Here is a 6,860-nt window from a genome sequence, read left to right on the forward strand (position 1 = left end):
GTGCGTATGAGACCGCGCGATATGCCTTTTCGTCTGGCCCTGTTTTGTCTTTCAGGTCTTCTGGCTCGGTGCCCAATGCCGGTCATCTTTGCAGCCGACGTTCCTGCTAGCCAGGCGCCCCAGCCGCTGACCAAGCCGTCGCAAGACCTTCTGAAACAGGCTCAGGACCTCCTCGTCAGGGGCGCTTATGAAGAAGCGGCCAAGAATTTGGAGGAGCTGGCGGCAGATCCGGAGCAGGCCGTCGAAGCAGCCATCGGGCTGGCCGAAGCCCGCCGAATGGTGGGCCGGTACGCCGATGCTTTAGCCGTTCTCGAAAGAGTCAACGCCGTATCCTCCGATAGCTGGCAGTTGGCTCGCGCAGAGGTTCTGTCGGAGATCGGCCGTTACGGACAGTCCATCGAAGCGGCCGGCAAGGCTATTGAGCTTAATAGTCGCAACACCAGCGCCCGCCGACTGCTGGGACATTTGTACGAGATCACGGGCGACAGACTCAAGGCGATTGAAGCCTACGCGTGGTTTGAAGCCCTCCTGCGGAAAAGCTACCCGACCACGGCCGTTGCCCTGACCGATTCGGGTATTGCGATCTACCGTCATGCGGTTCTCACTCGCAGTCCTCAGACCACCGCCCGGACGAAGTACGTTTTGCAGGAGCTGCTGCAACCGGCCGTGGAGCGTTTGGACAAGGAGTACTGGCCGGCGCTGCTGGCGTCCGGCGAGCTGCTGTTGAGCAAGTACAACCTGGAGCAAGCCGGCGACGATTTCAAAGCCGCCATCAAGATCAACCCCAACCTGGCGATGGCACACGTCGGGTTAGGAACCATCGCTTTGGATCAGTGGGATTTTGAAAAAGCCGCTGAAGAGGCCGCCGCTGCCCTGAAGATCAATCCGCACAGCCCCGATGCGCATTGCCTGCAGGCTCGTATTCACCTCCTGGAACGAAAGGATGCTGAGGCCGTCAAAGCCGCCGCCCAAGCACTGGACACGAACCCGAATCACCTCGAAGCCCTCGGGATCCTCGCGGCCGCGCGCCTCCTTCACGGCGACAAAGCGGGCATGCAGGAGACCGTGAGCCGTGCCGAGAAGGTCAATCCCCGCAACGCCATCGTGCCCAACGAGGTCGCTTCCTGGTTGGCCATGCGAAACCAGTTTTCCGAGGCCGAGCCGTTGTTCAAAAAGGCGGCCGAGCTGGCTCCTGAGTGGGCCGATCCGCTGACCGGGCTGGGCATGCTCTACATGGAAACCGGCGACGAAGCGGCCGCCCGGCGGGTGCTCGATTCGTCGTGGAAACTTGACCCGTTCAACGAGAAAACCTTCCACACGCTGAATCTTCTGGATAAGCTCGAGAAGTTCGGCCACGAGGAGACCGAACACTTCATCGTCAAATCCGCCGATGGCCCAGAGTCAATCATCAGACCCATGGTGGCCGCTTATGCTGAGGAGATTTACGCTCGCGTCTGCGATCAATACAACTACCGTCCGCCGCGCAAGACGATCATTGAGGTCTTCCCCGAGCACGGCAGTTTCGCCGTGAGGGTCACCGGCCGGCCGTTCCTGCACACGATCGGCGCGACCACCGGCCCGGTCATCGCCCTGGATGCCCCGCGAAGCGGCCCCACGAGCATGACCTTCAATTGGCCCACCGTGCTGCGGCATGAATTCGTTCACACGGTTACCCTGGCGGCAACGGGGAATCGGGTTCCCCGGTGGCTGACTGAAGGGTTGGCCCAGCGCGAAGAGGGCAGACACTGGTCCTGGGAATGGTGCCAGATGCTGGTCATGGCCCTGCGCAGGGGAATGCTCTACGACCTTAACTCGATCGATTGGGGCTTCGTTCGGCCGAAACACCACGGCGGGCCGATGCTGGCCTATGCCCAAAGCGAGTGGATGGTGGACTACATCATCGAGCGTCACGGACAAGGCGCCATTGGGACCATGCTGGCGGGCTTTCGCGATGCCGCCCGGCAGGATGAGATCGTGCGGAATGCCTTGGGCCAATCCCCCGAGGCATTCATGAGGGACTTTACCGCCTGGGCAAGCAAGCAGGCGGAATCGTGGGGTCAGCCGCTGGATCCCATACCTCCCATTGAGGAAATCGACAGGAGGCTCGTCAGCGCCAAGGACGCCGAGAAGGTCGCACTCCTGGTTTCGAAAGCTGAAGCTCTGCTCGATAATCATGAACTTGACGAGGCGGCCAAGGCCCTTCGCGATGCACGGAAGATCAATGACCGGGACGCACGCGTGCTCACCGTCATGGTGCAGACGTTGTGGGCCCAGGCTGGTCAGAGTGACAAGAAGAAGGAGGAGAAGCTGCGCAAGGAGTGCATAAAGGTTGCCGAGGAGCTCGCCAAGCGGGATCCCGACAATCCCACCGCCTGCTGGGTGCTCGGCAGTCAGGCCATCAAGGACCAGGATCGCTTGAGAGCCGTCGAGATGTTCGCCAGAGTTGTTGAGGCCCGTCCGAGGGATTTGTATTCGCGTTCTCGGCTCGCCGAGTTGTATATCGAGCTAAAGCAACCGGAGAAGGCCCTGGCCGAACTGATCGAGCTGGCCCGCCTTGACTCGAACGAAGAGAGCTATCCGTTGCGCGCCGCCCGCATCCATGCTGATGCCGGCAGGGGAGCCGAGGCCGTCGAGTGGTATCGCAAGGCCCTGATGGTGGCCCCGTATGACAAGGATACGCATGAGGCCCTCGGCCAGTTGCTCATGAGAGAACAGCGTTTCCTCGAAGCGATTGACGCCTTCCGCGTAGTGACCCAGCTCAAACCGGCCTCCGCCGAGGCCCACAGCCGACTGGCGTTCGCACTATATCGTGCGGGCAGGACGGAGGAGGCCAAGGGTGCTGCGAAGCGGGCCGTCAGCCTCGATCCGCAATCCGACGCCAAGTCACTGCTCGAAGATCAGCCCCGTTCATCCTCACCGTCTGTCTCACCCCCGACGAGGTAAATACGGTTCTTGCCGTCTCGCTTGGCTCGAAGCATCGCCTGGTCGGCCTGCTCGATGAGCAGGGCGGCTTCTTGAGCATCCCATGGAAAAGTGGCCAGGCCGCCGCTGATGGTTATCCGGCCTTTGCTGTCCAGACCCAGGTTGGCGAACTCCTGCGATTCAAGCGTTTTCTGGAACCGCCGCAGCACCGCCAGGGCGTCGGTAGGGTGCTTGGAGCCGGCCACGCGTGGTTCTTCGGCATCCCAGAAGGCAACGACGAACTCATCGCCCGCATAACGGGCGACGATATCGTGCCGTCGGCAGTGGCGGCGGATCAGTTGGGCCAGCTCGCGGAGTACCTGGTCGCCGGCGTTGTGGCCGTAGGTGTCATTGAAGTGTTTGAAGCCGTCGAGATCGAAGATGACCACCGTCACCGAGAATCGCTCCGTCGCGGCCCGGCGGATGAGTGTTTCCAGTGCCTGCCTGAAGTATCGGCGGTTGGGCAGTTGCGTCACTTCGTCGATCATGGCCAGGCGATGCCACTGTTGTTGCTGTTCGGCGGCCTTGAGCAGATGGGCGATCAGCCGGCCGTGATGCCGAAGCTTCTCAACCTCGGCGGCCGAGAACGGACCGCGATGTCGCGGGCCGACTTCAATCTTGCCGAGAACCTGGCCGCCCGACTGAATCGTCTCGAAGAGCGCCGGCTCGGTCTTGGGATCGCCGACATGCCTGCTTTCTCTTTCCAAGGTGATTCGCACAAACGGTGTCCGCATCGCGTCGGCCAGGAGGCGGCAGAGCCGTTCCAGCATCGCCGTCCGGCCGTCGGCCAGCCCCGCCAGGATGTCGGTCAGCGAATGCAGTTCGTACCAGGTGGGAACCGGCGGCTCAGGCGTCGCGAGGCGGGCATCCCCTCCGGGCGTGGGCAACGCTAGAGCGGCGTCAAGTTCTGCACCTTCAGGGGGATATATCAGGTAATCATCAGCACCGGCGGCGACCACGCGGCGGGCCACCGGCTCGCCGCTGGGCATGCAGCACAGCACAATACGCGACGAGGGTCCGGCGGCCTTGCGAAGTGCGGCAATCGCGTTGCTCAGCTTGCGGACGGTCGGCTCCACGCCCACGAGCACGCCGCGGGGCGACTGCCTTGCCAGAGCGACCAGACCATCCATGTATCCAGGAGCAGTGGCCACGTCGAACTGTGGGTAGCGTCCGCGGACAAACGCCGCCAGATCAGCCGGATCGTGCACGATCAGCAGTTGCTCGCGAGTCGGAATGAGGGGGTCCGGCGTCATGATCCCTGTTCCCTCAACCGTGGCGACGAGCCCGGCTTGCCCAGCAGGGCGGCAATCTCATCGGGCGTCAGCTCGACGCGGGGCAACGGCTTGTCTGTTTCGATGCCTCCGTCGGTTTGGCGCGGTGATGGCTGCGGCGCATCTGCCGGGCCTTTGGGCGGGGTACGCCTGGGCCGACTGGGATGAGGCGCCCACGGCACAGATAGCTCAACGTCGCTGTTTTCGTCGGGCTCGGCAGCGGTGACCAGCCGGATCGGCGGCTCCTCGGTCTTGGTCTTGAAGGTCTCGGACGCAGGAGGCTGGTTTTGCTCTGCGGTTGCGGGCGGCACATTGACCGGCTGGCGATTGACCTGAGAAGGTCGCAGCGTTCCGGCCAGCAAACCGCCCGGTCCGCTTGCCTGGTCCTGGGTGAAGACCGCCTCAATGTCCGCGTTTGCCGATGCGGGATCGAACAGACGGGCTCCCCGTTCTCCGGCCGCGAACACCCGGCCGTCGCTGGCATCGTGGGCCGCGACATAGATGCGTGTGCCGCGGCTGAGAGCGGCAACATGGCTGAAGAAATCCATCTCACTCCAATCGACGGAGTCGATGCCCACGATCACAAGGATGGGACGTGTTCCGGTCGCAAGAACGGCCAACGCATCGTACACATCGCTGCAGTACTCGGTGCGCAGCGTCACTTGGGCCAGCCATTGCCGGACGGCCTCAGGGAACTCACCCTCGCTGCCGGCGACGCAAAGGATTCGCGCACCGTGCGGCTGAAATCGTGACATTGCCCCGCCCTCGCCTGAATCGCATTGCCAGATTGACTCTCTGCCGCTATTTATCTAGTTTACCGTTGGAGAATGGCGCGGTCAAACACTGGGATATCGGCCCGCTTGGAGTCGACCTCAACACTTACACGAAGTCCGTCCCAAGGCCTGCGTGGGACCGGCTTCCAGCCGGTCGGCAGAGCACCGAAAACGGCCTCCGGGAGCTTGATGGAGATGTTCATGCGATTCAGGAGCATACACGTTCGTTCGGCGATTATCGGCCTGTTGTCCGTCTGCGTTTGGGGTCGGGTTGCCTGGGCCGGTCCGTACGAGGCTCTTGGCGATGAGATCAAGGCACTGGCTGCGGCCCCGAGCCTGGCCAAGGTCAAAGTGGGAATTCGCATCGTTGCTCTGGGCATCGAGCAGCCGCAACTCGTGTATGCCCAGAACGCCGACGAGCTCTTCAAGCCGGCCAGTAACCAGAAAATTCTGACCACGGCCGCTGCCCTGACCATGTTGCCGCCCGATTTCCAGTATCGCACATTGCTGGGAATGCTGGGGCGCGACCTGGTGATCATCGGGGCGGGCGACCCGTCGATCGGTGACCCCAAGCTGGCCAAGGCCCAGCGGCAGCCGGTCACCGCAGTCTTTGAACGTTGGGCCGACCGGATGAAAGCTGAAGGCATCCATGCCGTCGAGGGCGATTTGATCTTCGACGATTCGATCTTTGACACCGAGTTCGTGCCCGCCAGTTGGCGACAGCAGCATAACCTGGAAGACTGGTTTACCGCCCCGGTGGGCGGACTCAACTTCAATGATAACTGCGTGGATGTGATATTGACGCCCGCTGAGAAAGGCAAGCCCGCGATTGTAGAGCTGGTTCCCGATTGGGTGAAGGTGGACAATAAGTCGGTGACCGGCAGCAAGGGCCAGCCTGTGATTCGCCGTGCCTCGGTTGATCCGCTGACTATCTCGGTGAGCAAAACCGTGTCCCGGCCGACGGGTGACGGTAACCCGACCTCGATTCCCGTCGGCGATCCGGGAGATTTCTTCGCCCGGACGGTTCATTCGGTGCTGTCCGCCAAAGGCATCAAGATCGACGGCAAGGTTCGTCGGCAGCGCGTTCGCCAGGCCGACGGCTCGCTCCCGGCGGAGTTCAAGATCGTCGCCGCGTACGAGAGCAAGCCGATTGATTTCCTCTGGCGGATGAATAAGAGCAGCCTGAACGTGTTCGCCGAAGCGCTGCTCAAGACGCTCGGAGCCTATTCGACCGGCGGGAAGGCGGTGGGGACGCGTGCCGCCGGCGCAGCAGTGATCCGGGAATTCCTCGCGAAGCTGGGTGTTAAGACCGATGGGTTTGTAATTGACGACGGCTCAGGTCTGAGCCACAACAGCCGCATCTCGCCGACCTCGCTTTGCGAGACGCTGGTGTATGTCGACCGGCAGATGCCGATCCGCAAGCAGTGGTGGGCCGGTTTCGCAACGCCGGGCGACCCTGATGGCACGTTGCGCAATCGCATGCCGGCGCTGAAGGGAACGGTGTACGCCAAGACCGGCTACATTGCCGGGGTCAGTGCCCTTAGCGGCTACGTTGTGGCCGCCGACCGCAAGCGATACTTTGCATTCAGCATTCTCTGCAACGACACCAACAAGAGTAAAGATGGTTCCACAGCGGCCCGAAGGCTCGAAGAAGAAATCTGCAAAAGACTCGCGGCGTTCAAGTAGGATGCATTCCGGGTTCAACTCCCAAGGCGAAGCGCCCTTTTGCGGGCCGCAACCCAAACGCACTGCCATCCAGAAACATGCGCGCAAAGTGCGCACCCGTCGCGACGGAAGGGACTAACCCAAGTTGAACACTTTCGAGGCAAGAATGGCCTTGGCGATAGCGCCAGGG

General features: G+C 62.2%; 4 protein-coding genes. 2 read left to right on the forward strand and 2 right to left on the reverse strand.

What is annotated here, in order from left to right; translation table 11 throughout:
- Positions 1-6: 6 nt before the first annotated feature.
- Positions 7-2,943, forward strand: a complete 2,937-nt coding sequence (locus tag PLL20_09810) for a tetratricopeptide repeat protein (protein HPD30279.1) — start codon at positions 7-9, stop codon at positions 2,941-2,943.
- On the opposite strand, the gene PLL20_09815 is transcribed toward PLL20_09810, so the two are convergent.
- Both PLL20_09815 and PLL20_09820 read right to left on the reverse strand, forming a co-directional pair.
- Complete coding sequence (locus PLL20_09815) at positions 2,898-4,214, reverse strand: GGDEF domain-containing protein (protein HPD30280.1); 1,317 nt, start codon at positions 4,212-4,214, stop codon at positions 2,898-2,900. The two genes, PLL20_09810 and PLL20_09815, sit on opposite strands and share 46 nt — an antisense overlap.
- Positions 4,211-4,987, reverse strand: coding sequence for a hypothetical protein (locus tag PLL20_09820; protein HPD30281.1), 777 nt, complete (start codon positions 4,985-4,987; stop codon positions 4,211-4,213). The genes PLL20_09815 and PLL20_09820 overlap by 4 nt, the downstream gene beginning before the upstream one ends.
- A 219-nt stretch (positions 4,988-5,206) precedes the next feature.
- Between PLL20_09820 and dacB the strand changes: the two genes are divergently transcribed.
- Entirely contained in the window at positions 5,207-6,691 is a 1,485-nt protein-coding gene (gene dacB / locus PLL20_09825) for a D-alanyl-D-alanine carboxypeptidase/D-alanyl-D-alanine-endopeptidase (protein HPD30282.1), read from the forward strand.
- Positions 6,692-6,860 lie beyond the last annotated feature (169 nt).

This window comes from Phycisphaerae bacterium (assembly GCA_035384605.1).
Lineage (GTDB): Bacteria > Planctomycetota > Phycisphaerae > UBA1845 > PWPN01 > JAUCQB01.

Excerpts from the sequence above, each read along its gene's own strand:
- PLL20_09810 (HPD30279.1), top strand. The coding sequence starts at position 7 with ATGAGACCGCGCGATATGCCTTTTCGTCTGGCCCTGTTTTGTCTTTCA.
- PLL20_09815 (HPD30280.1), bottom strand. The coding sequence starts at position 4,214 with ATGACGCCGGACCCCCTCATTCCGACTCGCGAGCAACTGCTGATCGTG.
- PLL20_09820 (HPD30281.1), bottom strand. The coding sequence starts at position 4,987 with ATGTCACGATTTCAGCCGCACGGTGCGCGAATCCTTTGCGTCGCCGGC.
- dacB (HPD30282.1), top strand. The coding sequence starts at position 5,207 with ATGCGATTCAGGAGCATACACGTTCGTTCGGCGATTATCGGCCTGTTG.